At 38.8% G+C, this 14392-nt stretch carries 15 protein-coding genes; 6 read left to right on the plus strand and 9 right to left on the minus strand.

The features are described 5' to 3' along the window. Positions 1-30: 30 nt before the first annotated feature. From V5M36_RS00685 to puuE, 4 genes are all read right to left on the minus strand, one after another. Positions 31-1389 carry a nucleobase:cation symporter-2 family protein gene (locus V5M36_RS00685; RefSeq protein WP_338560980.1) on the minus strand — a complete coding sequence of 453 codons (1359 nt, stop codon included), beginning with the start codon at positions 1387-1389 and terminating at the stop codon, positions 31-33. Positions 1390-1429: 40 nt separating this feature from the next. Continuing rightward, the gene (gene uraH, locus V5M36_RS00690) at positions 1430-1756 is read right to left on the minus strand and encodes a hydroxyisourate hydrolase (protein ID WP_338560982.1); all 327 of its coding nucleotides are present in this window, start codon (positions 1754-1756) and stop codon (positions 1430-1432) included. Further along, the gene (gene uraD, locus V5M36_RS00695) at positions 1753-2256 is read right to left on the minus strand and encodes a 2-oxo-4-hydroxy-4-carboxy-5-ureidoimidazoline decarboxylase (RefSeq protein WP_338560984.1); all 504 of its coding nucleotides are present in this window, start codon (positions 2254-2256) and stop codon (positions 1753-1755) included. Before uraD ends, uraH begins: the two co-directional genes overlap by 4 nt. Before the next feature lie 154 nt (positions 2257-2410). After that, positions 2411-3373, minus strand: coding sequence for an allantoinase PuuE (puuE, locus tag V5M36_RS00700; protein ID WP_338560987.1), 963 nt, complete (start codon positions 3371-3373; stop codon positions 2411-2413). A 240-nt stretch (positions 3374-3613) separates the two neighbouring features. On the opposite strand from puuE, the gene V5M36_RS00705 reads away from it, so the two are divergent. The 3 genes from V5M36_RS00705 to V5M36_RS00715 all read left to right on the plus strand — a co-directional run bounded on the left by V5M36_RS00705 (position 3614) and on the right by V5M36_RS00715 (position 5485). Further along, entirely contained in the window at positions 3614-3994 is a 381-nt protein-coding gene (locus tag V5M36_RS00705) for an HPF/RaiA family ribosome-associated protein (protein WP_338560989.1), read from the plus strand. A gap of 162 nt (positions 3995-4156) precedes the next feature. Further along, positions 4157-4699, plus strand: a complete 543-nt coding sequence (locus V5M36_RS00710) for an ankyrin repeat domain-containing protein (protein ID WP_338560991.1) — start codon at positions 4157-4159, stop codon at positions 4697-4699. Positions 4700-4711: 12 nt separating this feature from the next. Continuing rightward, the gene (locus V5M36_RS00715; protein WP_338560992.1) at positions 4712-5485 is read left to right on the plus strand and encodes a transporter; all 774 of its coding nucleotides are present in this window, start codon (positions 4712-4714) and stop codon (positions 5483-5485) included. Positions 5486-5622: 137 nt separating this feature from the next. Here the strand turns inward: V5M36_RS00715 and V5M36_RS00720 are convergent, their stop codons facing one another. Further along, positions 5623-6537 carry an alpha/beta hydrolase gene (locus tag V5M36_RS00720; RefSeq protein WP_338560994.1) on the minus strand — a complete coding sequence of 305 codons (915 nt, stop codon included), beginning with the start codon at positions 6535-6537 and terminating at the stop codon, positions 5623-5625. Between the two features lie 144 nt (positions 6538-6681). Between V5M36_RS00720 and V5M36_RS00725 the strand changes: the two genes are divergently transcribed. Beyond that, on the plus strand, positions 6682-7119 hold the full coding sequence (locus tag V5M36_RS00725; RefSeq protein WP_338560996.1) for a DUF2147 domain-containing protein: 438 nt from the start codon (positions 6682-6684) through the stop codon (positions 7117-7119). Between the two features lie 62 nt (positions 7120-7181). Here V5M36_RS00725 and V5M36_RS00730 read toward each other — a convergent pair whose 3' ends face one another. Beyond that, a complete protein-coding gene (locus V5M36_RS00730; protein ID WP_338560998.1) occupies positions 7182-7532 on the minus strand; it encodes a Spx/MgsR family RNA polymerase-binding regulatory protein in 351 nt (116 codons plus the stop codon). A 757-nt stretch (positions 7533-8289) separates the two neighbouring features. Then, positions 8290-9111 carry an exodeoxyribonuclease III gene (locus V5M36_RS00735; protein WP_338561000.1) on the minus strand — a complete coding sequence of 274 codons (822 nt, stop codon included), beginning with the start codon at positions 9109-9111 and terminating at the stop codon, positions 8290-8292. Between the two features lie 40 nt (positions 9112-9151). On the opposite strand from V5M36_RS00735, the gene pyrE reads away from it, so the two are divergent. Continuing rightward, positions 9152-9802: an orotate phosphoribosyltransferase gene (gene pyrE, locus V5M36_RS00740; RefSeq protein ID WP_338561002.1), complete on the plus strand. Its 651-nt coding sequence runs from the start codon at positions 9152-9154 to the stop codon at positions 9800-9802. Between the two features lie 120 nt (positions 9803-9922). Here the strand turns inward: pyrE and V5M36_RS00745 are convergent, their stop codons facing one another. Both V5M36_RS00745 and V5M36_RS00750 read right to left on the minus strand, forming a co-directional pair. After that, on the minus strand, positions 9923-11386 hold the full coding sequence (locus tag V5M36_RS00745; protein WP_338561004.1) for a SulP family inorganic anion transporter: 1464 nt from the start codon (positions 11384-11386) through the stop codon (positions 9923-9925). 242 nt (positions 11387-11628) lie between these two features. Then, positions 11629-12771: a DUF389 domain-containing protein gene (locus tag V5M36_RS00750; protein ID WP_338561006.1), complete on the minus strand. Its 1143-nt coding sequence runs from the start codon at positions 12769-12771 to the stop codon at positions 11629-11631. Between the two features lie 458 nt (positions 12772-13229). Here V5M36_RS00750 and gshB point away from each other — a divergent pair, with 458 nt between their 5' ends. Further along, positions 13230-14174, plus strand: a complete 945-nt coding sequence (gene gshB, locus V5M36_RS00755; RefSeq protein WP_338561008.1) for a glutathione synthase — start codon at positions 13230-13232, stop codon at positions 14172-14174. The last annotated feature ends 218 nt before the right edge of the window (positions 14175-14392 follow it).

Consider the following 14392-nt stretch of genomic DNA (forward strand, 5'->3'; position numbering starts at 1 on the left):
AGCCCGTAAAAATAGACTTATTTTTTAATATTAATGATGTAGATCAATTGTTTGATTCGTTTTTATGTTCGTTTTTTTTTCAAAAAAGCGCACATGATTGAACAAGATGTTCAGCATAATTGCCATTAAACATGTTGAACTAATGCCAGAGTGAAAGAGGGTTTGGACCCATTGAGGAAAGTGTGCATAAAAAGAGGCATCTATGATTGGAATCATGCCTGCAGCGATAGACGTCGCGACAATGATGAGGTTTTTTTGTTCGTTATAATCAATTTTTGCCAGTGTTCGAATTCCACTTGCAGAGACTGTACCAAACAGAACCAAACCCGCACCGCCTAAGACGGGCACAGGGATCGCAGCGATAAAATAACCCATGACTGGCAGTAGACCAAGTAAGACTAAAATCATCCCACCTGCTGCAACGACATAACGGCTTTTCACGCCAGTGATAGCGACCAGTCCTACATTTTGTGCAAAAGCACTTTGCATGAATGAACCAAAAATAGGCGCAACTGCACTTGAAAGCATATCTGCACGCAAACCATTCGAGATCCGTTTAGCATCGACGTCAGTTCCAATAATTTCACTGACTGCTAAAATATCTGCTGTGGTTTCAGTCATGATAACTAAGGTCACAATTAACATCGATAAAATGGCCGTAAATTCGAAAGTCGGCATACCAAATGCAAAAAAACCTGGGAACTGTATCAACGCACCTTGACCTACGAGACTTAAATCACCAAAGCCAAATGTGAAGGCTAAAATAGTGCCAAAAACAATCGCGAGTAAAATCGATAGTCGACGAATAACAGCATGACGCGATAAGTTTAAAAGAATAACAACAGCAAGCGTGATGAGCGCCAAACTAATATTTTCTATGCTTCCCCAGTCGGATGCATTCTTATTGCCGCCCATCATCCAACGAACGGCAACGGGAAGTAGTGATAAGCCAATAATCGTAATAACGCAGCCTGTGACTATAGGCGGAAAAAAACGAATAATTTTTGAAAAATAAGGCGCTAAAAAGAAACCAATAAGTGAGGCGACAATGACTGCCCCATAGACTGCTTGTAATCCGCCTCCAGTCGTAACGATCGCAATCATGGTTGCTACTCCTGCAAAGGAGACACCTTGTACGAGTGGGAGTTGAGCGCCAATATATTTCACACCAATAGTTTGTAATATTGTTGCGAGACCACCGACAAATAAAGCGGCGGTAATCAGCAGTCCAATTTCCATACCCGAAAGCCCTGCGGCAGCACCCACAATTAATGGAGGAGCAATAATGCCGCCATACATCGTTAAGACATGTTGTAAGCCGTAGGCGATACTTTTATTGAATCCTAAGTATTCATGTTCAGGTGAAAGGTTCTCTTTATTGTTTGGCATAATTATTCCCTCAGTTTTCTATTTAACGCATGTTTTTTTATTAGCTACCACGGTAGGTTGAATATGCAAAAGGGCTGATTAATAGAGGAATATGGTAGTGCTGTTGAGCCTGCGTAATAGAGAAGTGAATGACGACTTTAGGAAAAAAAGTCGCTAATTGTTTCGCTGCAAAATAAGGCTGAGTCATAAATTCGAGCGCATAATTTCCAGCTTTAATTTTCTCTAAACCAAAATCTTGGGCAAGTACTCGACCATCCGTATTGGTGAATGCAGTAGCAAGTAATTCACCACTTTCGGTCAATAATTTGATTTCAACATTGACAGCAGGTTGGCCGAGATGAGTATCTAAAATATGGGTGCTGATCATGCTTGAATCTCCTGTGCCAATCTTAATAATGCAATGTCTAAAAGATGTTGATGAACGCCCTTTTTTTCTAATTCGATATCATTGAGGAGGCGAGTATTGAGGGCTGTTAAAATTTGCTCACTATTTAATCCAGTTGCTTTGATTAAAAAGATAAAACCAAATTTTTTTTCATAAGCAAGATTGCCTTCATATAGCGCATCTAATGTCGCTTCCGTAGGAGAAAGCGCTGCTTGTTCACGATTTGAAAATATATTCTCTTGAGCACTTAACACCGCTTTTGCTTGTTTTTCACCAATACGAGGATGGGTGTTTAAAGCTGAATCAATCTCATCCCAAGACCATGAGTTGGCTTGATCTTTGGCGAATTTAAGTAAGTGATCTACGGTGTTAAAAGGGCGATTTTTGATGATGTTGTCAGCCCAGCGCCTTATATGAACGCAATGTTGTAATAGCGCTTGAATTTGTTTTGGGTCGGCTTGATTAAATTCTGAAAGAAACACAATAAAAGCCTAATTTAAAAAATGAACATAGGACTTAATTTGCAATATCGATGCCAAAAAATAATGATGTAAAAAAGAGTATAAGTCGCGTGAAAAAGCGCATAAATAACAGCAAAAAGCTCATTTTAAAATGAACTTTTTGCTCAATGTGATTTTATGGTGCGAAATGTGTTTGCCAGTGTGCAGCAATATCTCCGCGACGACATATCCAGACTTTTTCATGCGACTGTATGTAATCTAAGAATTTTTGTAATGCCTTAAAGCGCGCAGGGCGACCTAAAAGGCGACAATGCATACCAATCGATAACATTTTAGGTGCAGTATCACCTTCGGCATAAAGCACATCGAAAGCATCTTTTAAATATTGAAAAAACTGTTCAGCATGATTAAAACCATTGGGCGCACTGAATTTCATATCATTGGTGTCTAAGGTATACGGAATAATGAGATGCGGACGTGAAATCCCTTCAGGATTCGTCAATTGAGTCCAAAATGGTAAGTCATCGCCGTAGTAATCGCAGTCATATTGGATTTGCGGAAATTCAGCCAAAAGTTGACGTGTATTGGGACTATCTCGCCCTGTGTACCATCCGATCGGCGCTTGATCAAACAAGGCCGTTAAAACACTGATTGCCTGATCCATATGTTGGCGTTCAGTAGCAATATCCATGTGTTGATAATGCAACCAGCGTTGACCATGCGAGACGACATCGTAGTTAGATTCTTGAATGGCTTGGACAATATAGGGATTTCGCACCAAAGCCATACCGACACCAAAAATGGTCATGGGCAAATTGCGCCGTTTAAACTCATTATGAATGCGCCAAAAACCTGCACGGGATCCATACTCATACATGGAATCCATAGACATATGCTTTGTGTCAAAACTTTGAACGCCTATAAGCTCGGATAAAAATTGTTCAGATCCAGCATCACCGTGTTCTATGTGATTTTCACCACCTTCTTCATAATTCAAAACAAATTGCACCGCGATACGGGCTTGATTCGGCCATTGAGGATGCGGGGGATGACGCTGGTAGCCAATTAAATCTCTAGAATAAGGTTCTTTTTGAATGGCATCTATGAGTTGTTGCCCGCGCAAGTAATTACTTGTCACAATCAGTTATCCTTTTGATAGTTTTTTAAAATAGCACTTGCATAATTTTCAGATACAAACGATATTCGAAGTATAAGAAGACGGTTCTGCAGACCTTTTTCAAGTGTTTCATTTTGATGATGGAGGTCTTATTCCACACGAAAATTTAAAATACTTTGAATGACTTAATTACAAGCGACAAACGTGCCAAGTTAAAATCTTGTTGTACAAAATGATTCGAAAAAAGTGAGGATGATATTTATGAACATTGAAATCCGTACAGATAAAAATATTCAAAACAGTGAACGTTTAATTGGTTATGTACGTGAAGAGCTCACTACAGAGTTTCAACGCCATACAGAGAAAATCACGCACTTTTCAGTGCACTTAAGTGATGCAAATGCACATAAAGGTGGTGCAGATGACATTCAATGTATGATTGAAGCGAGACCTGCAGGCTTGAAGCCAGTGGTCGTGAATCACAAAGGTCATAATATAGATACTGCAATACATGGTGCGATTGACCGACTTAAACGCAGTCTCGAGCATGTATTTGAGAAAAAAGAGAATCCTCGTGGTGCACCTATTCAGTTAAAAGATGATGACAAAGAAGATATTGGTTTCGAACTGGATGAAACCTAATAGATAAAAAGAGCCCTACGGGGCTTTTTTTTTGCTTGTATCTCGGTCTTAGAGTGAAATAAATACTTCATTAATATTTAAATTCTCCGATTGTCATTTAATTGGTACAAGACTTGGCATTATTGGGCATAATATTATTTCAAATTGATAAGAGAGAAAGTCATGCTAAATGCGCAACAACAAGTGTTTGTACAGGCCTTAGAAGAACTAGACCTTGCACAGGTTCAGCGCCTGTTGGCAGACGGTCTTGATCCAAATTTTATTGTCGACGATAAAGGTCCAGCCGTTTCAATCTGGTCAGATACTCTTTTTCAATGGTGGGAACAGATTTGTGAGGCACATGAAGCAGGACAGCCGATCAGCACTGAACAAAAGCAACAAAGCCTTCAAGTACATTTAGATATTTTAGACGCTTTAATTCAAGCAAAAGCAAATTTTCATTTATGGGATGCTGAAGAGTGTTATGGTCCGTTGTGGGATGCTGCGAGTGCTGCGTGCGTACCTGCAGTTAAACGCTTGCTTGAACATAAAGTTGATCCAAATACTAAAGATGAAGAAGGCAATACGATTCTCTCATCTATTAGTGACTTATTTTTTGACTGTGACTTTGATAACATTGACTGGTCACAAGCATTACCTGAAGAAAAAGAAACTTTAGAATTGCTGCGTAGTAATGGCGCAAAAACAACCAAAGAATTAGCTTAATTGAGTGCTTCCATGACCAAATTTCAACAACTGAGTTTAATCCTCTCTGCCGCAACGCTCAGTATGAGTGCCGTAGCATCAGATTTTTCATTTGACCGCCCAGGAACTGGTTTTGGTACAGGTATTACCCCTGTAGGGAAATTGGCATGGGAGCAAGGTTTACCGAGTGCAAACTATATTGAGTCTCGTGACACGAATGGTGTGGTCACTAAAGGTTTAAGCTTGAATGCAGATACGTTGTTACGTACTGGTTTAGGAAAAAATACTGAATTGCAATTAGGTTGGGCAGGCCCGATCTGGACCAAAGTTAAATCGCAAGGTCAATCTGTTGAGGATGATGGCCTTGGAGATGTCAGTATTGGTGTGAAGCATCGTATTGATTTAGAAGATGATAAATTATCTTTGGCAGTTTTAGCGCAAGCGATTATTGCGACAGGTAATAGCGGCTTTAGCCAAGACGAAGATTCTTATATATTAGGTTCATCACTTGAGTACCAATATAACGAATTGGTGAATACAAGTATTAGTATGTTCTATGAAGTTCAAGATGGTGAATGGTCTGTTACAGCAGTACCAACCATTAGCTATGAAATCGCAGGAAAATTAAGCGGATTCTCGGAATTGGTTTATCAGAAAAAAGAAAGTCTGCATAACCAATATGCTTTGGGTACAGGTCTAATCTACGCGTTGAATGATCGTGCACAATTTGATGCAAGTGTTGGTGTAGATTTGGATGGACGTGACCGCAGTTATAATGCAGGTTTAGGTATTTCCTATTTATTCTAAACGCTATTAGATCGCAAAAAAGAGTAGCTATAGGCTACTCTTTTTTATTTCTTAGATTATCGTTTGAAATGCGATATCTAAAAATATGGATAAAATAGGACGTTGATGATGAGAGTGATGAACTCTAAGATGAAGATTTAATCTTGATCTAATTGTTGAGCAAAGGCTGTTAAATCTGTTAAAGCTTGCTCAGCTTCTTCAAACCAAGGGCTAAACATTTGAAAGTTATGCCACATGCCTGTGTAAAGTTTGAAATGAACATCTACACCTGCTTGTTTTGCTTTCTGTTCAAATCGAATTGCATCATCCATCAAAATTTCTTTAGAGCCAACTTGAACCAATGTTGGTGGTAATCCTTTCAAATCACCAAAAATAGGCGAAAGTGCAGGTTGAGATTGATCAATACCTTTAGGAACATAATATTGAATACCCGCTTCGAGTGCTTCAATCGATAACAAAGCATCATGTTTTTTATTATAACGCAGTGATTCGCTGGTTAATGTCAGGTCTAAAAGTGGGGACAGCAGAATTAATCCGCTTGGTAGTAATTTAGGATTTTCTTCTTTTAAACGAAGGGCCAAAGCCAGAGCTAAATTTGCGCCACATGAGTCGCCCGAAAGAATAATATCCTTAGGTTGTGTCCCTTGGTCGAGCAACATTTGATAAATATCATAAATAGCTTCACCCACATCTGGAAATTTATGTTCAGGTGCGAGTGGGTATTCAATATGTAGAACTTGCATTTGAGTACGCAGTGCAATTTCACTCAAAAAAGCACGATGTGTTTTGAGAGAACCGAGAAAAAATGCCCCCCCATGAATATGAAAGATCAGCTGTGTGGTTTCGGGTTGTGGCTTGATTTCTTCAGCACGAATACCTGCAATACGTAAAGATTTAAACTCAACGTTCTTCGGTTGAGGAAAAATTTTAGTTAATTGCTCTAAAGCAACACGTAATACAGAGGGTGGGAGATTTAGTCGACTTGGATAACGAAGACTTGTCTTAAGAAAAGATTCTGTAATGTATTGTTTCAGAAATGGATTTATCTTCATCTTATTTCCATATTAATGAACTATTGCTTGTTATAAGTGTGTAAATTAACAAGGCTACACTAAATAGTCACATTCAAAAATTGCTTAATTGTTATGAATTTTTAATAATCATTAAGTCAACCAAGACAAAGGGAAATGAAAAAAATGAAAAAAATTGCGCTAGCATTAGGATTGCTTACCACTGCTGTTTTTGCAAATGCTGCAGATCCATTGAATGGAACAGTATGGAAAACTATTGATGATAAAACCAAACAACCGAAAGCTCTTGTGAAATTCACAGAACAATCAAACGGCACTTTGTCTGCAAGTATTCAAAATATATTAACGCCGGGTGAAGAAAATGCATGTACTAAATGCGAAGGTACATACAAAAATAAATCACTTAAAGGTGTAACCATTGTGCGTAACCTCAAAAATGCTGGAGGTACAAGTTATGACGGCGGTTCAATTTTAGATCCTAAAACTGGGAAGACTTATAAGCTTAAGGGCAGTCTAACGGAATCTGGTAAAAAGCTTGAGTTACGCGGATTTATTGGTGTAGCTGCATTAGGACGCAACCAAACTTGGGTTCGTGCTGACTAAGCAAATTTTAATCAAAAGCCGAACGTTGGTTCGGCTTTTTTATTCTAAGATTTTAATTTCTTTTATGCGTTTAGCGCTCGTATCTCATCTTCTTTATAACCGACGATGAAGGTTGATTCTGTAGCAATAACAGGACGTTTGATCAAACTATGATGAGACATTAGAGCTTCAATCAAACCTGTCTCACTGGCCAATGCCGCCTGTTGTTCTGATTCTGTGAGCTTACGCCAAGTGGTGCCTTTTTTATTCAAGACTAAATCTGCGCCTATTTTATCTAACCAAATTTTTAAGGTATCGGCATCAATACCTTGTTTTTTATAATCATGAAACTCATATGCGATCCCCAGTTCTGTGAGCAGATCAAATGCTTTTTTCATCGAACTGCAATTTTTAATACCATAAACTTTAAGCATGAATAACCTTATACAGACATGATAATTTAAACTTAGATTAGCGGAAAAAATATCGAAGCTCTAGTGGTGTTTGAAAGCCGAGTATTTGAAATAGTTGAATGATTGAAAAATTGTCATATAGAAAAATTTGTCGTATTAAAAAAATCACAGCGTCATAAATTTGTCATAAACAATAGATCTCTTTCATAAGTCGAAAAATGATCATTGAGTGGCCATAAATTTATACGTAAAAATCCCTTCTCCCTTTGGGAGAAGGTTAGGATGAGGGGATACTCATGATGAGAGTATTGTATGAATAATGACTTTTGAAAGAAGTCTAATATTTATCATCAACGGCAAAGAATAAATAAAAATCTAAATTTTGAGAAATAAATAGATATAGCGCTACGAAGTAGCTGGGATTTGATTTTATATCGTGATTCGGAATCTGATATATAGAGTTCTAAAAAATATACAGATGATTAAAAAGAGAAAACCCGCATCAAATCATCCTGATTATGCGGGTCTCAATTCAACGTCCAATGTCTTCATCCTTGAGAAATAAATAAATTTATTTCCTTTTCATCCTACGGCGTCCAATCCTTATTGTCATCCTGACATGTCCCTGTGCCGTGCCACAATAATGGACCGATGCGCATTGAATAAAAATAAGATAACACGTCAAGTGCTGTGAGTTATTTACCTACACTGAGTGAACGATCGTTCACTCAGTGGTTAATTCAATGCGTTAATTCTGTCATTTAAATAACACTGATCATTAAGCAACTCTGTAATCAATGATCACAGGGGCATGATCGCTATACCAATTTTCTTTATATACCCAAGCATTGACTGTACGATTTTTCCAGTCAGGTGAGCATGCGTGATAATCAATACGCCAGCCTACATTCTTTGCACGAGCTTGCCCGCGGTTTGACCACCATGAATAAACTTCCGCCTCTTTACGAACTTCACGGAAAGTGTCGACATAGCCCAGTTCATCATAAATATGATCGAGCCATGCACGTTCATGAGGTAAACAGCCTGAGGCTTTTTGATTGCCTGACCAGTTTTTAATATCAATACGTTTGTGTACGATATTGTAATCGCCACAGACAATCACAGACTTATCTTGCTCACGCCACTGTTTAAGAATGTGAGCATATTGTTCAAGAAAATGGTCTTTGCGTACTTGAGCTTCATCGCCTGAAGAGCCTGATGGTAGATAGAGAGAGCAAATATGTACTGTTTTAGCTAAACCGACATCAAACTCAGCTGAAATAAAACGACCTTGAGAATCTGCTAATTCAAAACCTAAACCATCTGTCACAGAGACAAAAGGCAGTCGACTATAAATGGCGGTACCTGCATAGCCAGGACGCTCCGCTGGGAATAGATGGGTATACCAACCTTCAGGTTTGAATTTATCGGTCCACTGCGCATGTGTAATCCGGCTTTCTTGCATGCAAATCACATCTGCTTCAGATTGTTCCATCCATTCCAAGAGGCCCTTGGTCACAGATGAACGTAAGCCGTTCACGTTAATTGAAACGACTCTTAGAATTTTTTGATCACTAGGATAGTCACTCTTTGGTATCATGCGCAGTCATAACCTCTCTTTATGAATTTCGGAGCACCTCATGACAACGCCTGTGTCTTTTCAGCCTCAAGCATTTATCGAATTAGCATTATCACGTGGTGTGCTTAAATTTGGTGAGTTTACTTTAAAATCAGGTCGTGTGAGTCCTTATTTTTTCAATGCAGGACTGCTCAATGACGGTGAAGCATTGACACTATTGGCTTCAGGCTATGCCGATAAACTAATTCAATGTAACGATGTTGAAGTGATTTTTGGTCCTGCATACAAAGGTATTCCATTTGTGGCGGCGACTGCTGTTGCTTTATCGCAAAATCATAACGTGAGTATGCCTTGGGGCTTTAATCGTAAAGAAGCTAAAGATCACGGTGAAGGTGGTGTTTTAGTTGGTGCCTCTGTACATGGTAAAAAAGTTTGGATTATTGATGATGTGATCACAGCAGGAACCGCTATTCGTGAAGTGGTTACTGTACTTAAAAATGCGGGTGCACAAATTGCGGGCGTATTGGTGGCATTAGACCGTCAAGAAAAAGGTCAGGGAAGCTTATCGGCGATTCAGGAAGTTCAAAAAGAGCTTGAGATACCTGTGCATGCATTAATTACCATGAAAGATTTAATGGCGTTCTTGGAAGCCAAAGGTGATTTAGAAGCCTTAGCGAAAATGGAAGATTACCGTGTGAAGTATGGGATCTAATTCATTCTAAGATTAAAAAAGGAAGCATTGGCTTCCTTTTTTATTGGATCTATAGCGCTAATATTTTAATGCGTTAATTCATGATTAAAGCGTATCAAGCTTAAGCAGTGCCGTTTGATCTTAGACTTGCGCATGCGTTCCATATTTATCAATCATAATCGAACTGGCTTCATTTAAACCTCGTACGCTTACTTTAATGCCATTTTTTTGAAATTTTTGCATCACAGAATCAAGCATTGCAACAGATGTGACATCCCAAATATGTGCTTGAGTTAAATCGAGAATAACGTCGTTAACATCTTCTTTAAAATTGAAAGATTGCAAAAATTTATCTGCTGAACTAAAGAAGATTTGACCTTTTAATTCGTATATGCGGGTTGTGCCATCGAAGGACGTGCTGACACGAATATCATTTTCTAATTTATTGGCAAGAAAAAGAGCTGACAGCATAACGCCAACTAAAACACCCAAGGCCAAATTGTGGGTCGTTACAACCACGACAACGGTTGCCAGCATTACGATATTGCTGCTTTTTGGATTTGACTTAAAGCTTTTGAGCGAGCTCCATTCGAAGGTTGAGATTGAGACCATAATCATTACAGCAACCAACGCTGCCATGGGAATAACTTTCAGCCAATCACTGATAAATACCACCAATATCAGTAGGAAAATACCCGCGGCAAAACTGGAAAGTCGTGTGAGGCCCCCTGATTTCACGTTAATCATAGATTGACCAATCATTGCGCACCCAGCCATACCCCCTAAAAAGCCTGATGCAATATTGGCGATGCCTTGCCCTTTACATTCTTGATGTTTATCGCTTGGAGTATCTGTCATTTCATCGACAATCGTCGCTGTCATCATGGCCTCAAGTAAACCCACTGCTGCCAATGCGATGGCATAAGGCAAGATGATGATCAGTGTTTCAAGAGTGAGAGGAATATTAGGAATTAAAAAGATGGGTAAGGTATCGGGTAATGAGCCCATATCGCCAACGGTTCGAACGTCAATGTTTAGACCCATTGCGAGCAGAGTGATGACCACAATACACACTAAAGGGGAAGGCAGTACCTTGCCAATTCGAGGAAGTAATGGGAAGAGATAAATAATGGCGAGACCCAAAGCAACTAAAGCATAAACATGCCAAGTGACATGGGTTAACTCAGGTAACTGTGCCAAAAGAATTAAGATGGCTAATGCGTTGACGAAACCAATCACCACCGACTTAGAGACAAAGCGCATTAACTTGGCAAGTTTTAAGTAGCCAGCCAGTATTTGTATAACACCAGTCAATATGGTGGCAGCCAGCAAGTATTCTAAGCCATGCTCTTTAACGAGAGTCACCATGAGGAGTGCCATTGCACCTGTCGCTGCGGAAATCATTGCAGGTCGACCACCTACAAACGAAATGACCACTGCAATACAAAAGGATGCGTACAGACCAACTTTTGGATCGACACCAGCAATAATAGAGAAAGCAATCGCTTCTGGAATGAGCGCAAGACCAACGACCAGCCCCGCAAGAATATCTCCACGCAGGTTAGAGAACCATTGTTCTCGTATTTTGGATAATTTGGATAACATAGAAAAAGCCTATTTTTTTTAGTTTTTTAGATAGGCTAGTGATGTGATATACAACACACGAGCAACTACACCACATCACTAGACAGTGATGAATTATTTACGAGATTAAGCATGTAAATAAAATTATGGTGGAGTAAGTGTCATAGAATGACCGCGGCTCTGTAGGTTGAATTTCGAACGAGGGTAACAGCGAATTCCATTGTGATCCAATAGATTGAGAAAAAATCTACAATTTAAAACATTTATTGAGGACCTTTCACCAATCGAACGGCTTCTTTTTGTTTTAGATTAAGATTCATGTGATCTGGTGCTTCAATAATCTGTACTGGAATAAATCGCACTTGCGCAACGCTAGGACGTCCATTTACATCCTCTTCTAAGGTGTCGTTGAGTTCTGCAATTACCATTGGTTGAGGGGTTGTATCACCTCGAATAACAATACGTATTAAAGTGAAATCATCACGCTTATCAAACTGAATCGTATCGACAATATTATTATTCACATTAAAAAATTGCTTAACCTCTGCATGTACTCTGTTTTCATATCTTTGTTTTTTAACCATTTGGGTAAAGTTGAGTGATAAGTAAATACTCAGAGCAATCAGGCAAATTAAACCAACCCAATTTCTTTTTATAAATTCAAGGATATTACTCTTCACCTCTACATTAGAGCCGCGTCTAAAACCAGCAATCCATAACACTAAAGATGAGCTAATTTGAATTGCGACAATATTGGTAAAAGCCAGAATCAGTGCATTTGCGGCATTTTTGAGTTCCAGATGTGCCAAGAGTATGCCACTAGCAACAAGAGGGGGGACTAAAGCTGTCGCTACCGCAACACCAACGACTGCAACGGACAGACGCGGTGAAATTGAGGCAAATGCTCCTGCGGCACCGCCAGCAAGTGCGATCATTAAATCCATGATGGTGGGTTGTGTCCGCGCAAGGATCTCACCACTGATGGGAATATTGATATTGATCAAACCAATCACCACGCCAATGCCATAAATCATCGCTACGCCAAGACTAAGGGTAGTTAATGCTGTTCTGAATAGAATCCATCGATTATCAATCAGAGATAGGGCTATACCCGAAATCGGTCCAAGCATCATTGCCACCAGCATTGCACCAATGACCACCGCTGAGGAATCGACCAGTAAACCACAGCCTGCAATGATTGCAGCTAAGGCATTCATGATAAAGAATGTTTTAGTGGGTAAGGCATCTGCTTGAATATTCAAGCGAACATGTTTGTGATTAATCTTCTTTGAATTTTCTCGAAGTGCTTGTTTGTATCTTAATTTTTCTTTGAGCATTTCATATTTTTTTGCTTCATTTGAATCCTGAACAATAATGACAGGGTCGATATCTTTTTCATCAATCATAAGTATTTTAATTGTTTAATTTATTAATTAAATTAAACAATAATTGTGAAGGAAATGGAAAGAAATTTATGAGATAAATATTGGGAATGGATGTTTATATTTGAGCAAAGTTCAATTTAATGCGCTCAAATCTAAATCTAACGTTTAGGTCTTAGTATGTATTTACGTATCGATGAATTTTAGATGACTTTAAAAATAATTTCTGATGATTCCTGATAAGAACCTCTGGATCGAAGCAAATTTTTAGATTGAAAGTCCAATATGGACACTCTTTCCTTTACTGTTTAGGGGGTTAATTCAATGTGTGATTTGCCCCTTTGCAGGCTAAAGCATATGGGCTTGAAAAAAAGAGCACAGCATAGGGCTTTATTTTCAGGGGATAGTGATCTATTTTTAACAAATGGCTGACTTGAATCTCAGCTATACTTGAATCTAATTGCAGTGATTGAGAATAAAATATGCGTGTACTTGTTGTCATGGATCCCATCGAAAATGTAAACCTAAAGAAAGACTCTTCTATGGCGATGCTATGGGCAGCATCACGCCGCGGGCATGAGTTAGGTTATGCATTACAACAAGATTTATATATCGACCAAGGTAAGGCTTTTGGCTTGATTTCTCCACTCAAAGTGTTTGAAGATTATTCGCATTATTATGAGCTGGGTGAAAAACAAAAAGAATCATTGGCAGCATATGACGTGGTGTTGATGCGTAAAGATCCACCGTTCGATATGAACTTTGTCTACACCACGTATATTTTAGAACAAGCTGAGCGTGAAGGTGCGTGGATTATCAATAAGCCACAAAGCTTACGTGATTGTAATGAAAAGCTGTTTGCGACACAATTTCCTGAATTACAAGTTCCGACTTTGGTGACTTCACAACAAAGTTTAATCCGTGAGTTTATTCAAGAACATGGTGACGTGATTGTAAAACCTCTGGATGGTATGGGCGGTACAGGTATTTTTCGTCTAACGTCGGATGGCGTTAATATTGGTTCAACTTTAGAAATGCTGACTGAGTTGGGCCAACAGCCTATTATGGCGCAGCGATATATTCCTGAAATTGTTGATGGTGATAAGCGCATTCTGATGGTCAATGGTGAACCTATACCATATTGTTTGGCACGCATTCCACAAAATGGTGAAACACGTGGAAACTTGGCTGCGGGCGGTCGCGGTGAAGCACGTCCATTAACTGAAAATGATAAAGCCATTGCAGCAAAAGTGGGTCCATTTTTACGTGAAAAAGGATTGGTCTTCGTCGGACTTGATGTGATTGGAAATTTTGTGACTGAAATTAATGTTACCAGCCCAACCTGTATCCGTGAAATTGATGATCAATTTGGAACATCGATTGCTGACGATTTATTTGATGTTTTAGAAGCAGGGTTAAAAGCCTAAAATTGATTTAGATTGCTTTTAAAAATATTGGAATATGGTTTAAAAAGAGTCTTTCGAGGCTCTTTTTTAGGATTGGAGAAAATAAAGTCATTGTGTTGACTAAATTGCAACTCATTTTCTCTCTGTTAATGTTAAAACTAGTTTAAACTTTGAATAAGGCAGAAAAAAACAATGAAACGATTGGTGAAAAAAAGTAAATAAACTTTTACCGATAGGTG

It is taken from the genome of Acinetobacter sp. KS-LM10, from assembly GCF_036896575.1.
Classification (GTDB): Bacteria; Pseudomonadota; Gammaproteobacteria; order Pseudomonadales; family Moraxellaceae; genus Acinetobacter; species Acinetobacter avistercoris.

Excerpts from the sequence above, each read along its gene's own strand:
- V5M36_RS00685 (WP_338560980.1), bottom strand. The coding sequence starts at position 1,389 with ATGCCAAACAATAAAGAGAACCTTTCACCTGAACATGAATACTTAGGA.
- uraH (WP_338560982.1), bottom strand. The coding sequence starts at position 1,756 with ATGATCAGCACCCATATTTTAGATACTCATCTCGGCCAACCTGCTGTC.
- V5M36_RS00705 (WP_338560989.1), top strand. The coding sequence starts at position 3,614 with ATGAACATTGAAATCCGTACAGATAAAAATATTCAAAACAGTGAACGT.
- V5M36_RS00710 (WP_338560991.1), top strand. The coding sequence starts at position 4,157 with ATGCTAAATGCGCAACAACAAGTGTTTGTACAGGCCTTAGAAGAACTA.
- V5M36_RS00715 (WP_338560992.1), top strand. The coding sequence starts at position 4,712 with ATGACCAAATTTCAACAACTGAGTTTAATCCTCTCTGCCGCAACGCTC.
- V5M36_RS00720 (WP_338560994.1), bottom strand. The coding sequence starts at position 6,537 with ATGAAGATAAATCCATTTCTGAAACAATACATTACAGAATCTTTTCTT.
- V5M36_RS00725 (WP_338560996.1), top strand. The coding sequence starts at position 6,682 with ATGAAAAAAATTGCGCTAGCATTAGGATTGCTTACCACTGCTGTTTTT.
- V5M36_RS00730 (WP_338560998.1), bottom strand. The coding sequence starts at position 7,532 with ATGCTTAAAGTTTATGGTATTAAAAATTGCAGTTCGATGAAAAAAGCA.
- V5M36_RS00735 (WP_338561000.1), bottom strand. The coding sequence starts at position 9,111 with ATGATACCAAAGAGTGACTATCCTAGTGATCAAAAAATTCTAAGAGTC.
- pyrE (WP_338561002.1), top strand. The coding sequence starts at position 9,152 with ATGACAACGCCTGTGTCTTTTCAGCCTCAAGCATTTATCGAATTAGCA.
- V5M36_RS00745 (WP_338561004.1), bottom strand. The coding sequence starts at position 11,386 with ATGTTATCCAAATTATCCAAAATACGAGAACAATGGTTCTCTAACCTG.
- V5M36_RS00750 (WP_338561006.1), bottom strand. The coding sequence starts at position 12,771 with ATGATTGATGAAAAAGATATCGACCCTGTCATTATTGTTCAGGATTCA.
- gshB (WP_338561008.1), top strand. The coding sequence starts at position 13,230 with ATGCGTGTACTTGTTGTCATGGATCCCATCGAAAATGTAAACCTAAAG.